Consider the following 266-nt stretch of genomic DNA (forward strand, 5'->3'; position numbering starts at 1 on the left):
ACGACACCAGAAGGTATGACAGGATCCAACATAGGTGTAATGGAAGAGATCGAAGAAAGTAATGTGGTAGATTACGTTGAGGACACAACACCAGAAGGCATGTCAGGATCAAACACAGGCATAACAGAAGAAATCGAAGAAAGCAACGTCGTAGATTATGTTGAAGATACGACACCAGAAGGTATGACAGGATCCAACATAGGTGTAATGGAAGAGATCGAAGAAAGTAATGTGGTAGATTACGTTGAGGACACAACACCAGAAGG

The 266-nt window shown here is 42.5% G+C and carries 1 protein-coding gene; it reads left to right on the top strand.

Features of this window, described 5'->3' with window-relative positions; genetic code table 11:
• The coding region (locus tag CD172_RS12800) for a hypothetical protein (protein WP_206169846.1) at positions 1 to 266 on the top strand (266 nt) is incomplete at both ends.

This window comes from Staphylococcus agnetis (assembly GCF_002901865.1).
In the GTDB taxonomy this organism is placed as follows: domain Bacteria; phylum Bacillota; class Bacilli; order Staphylococcales; family Staphylococcaceae; genus Staphylococcus; species Staphylococcus agnetis.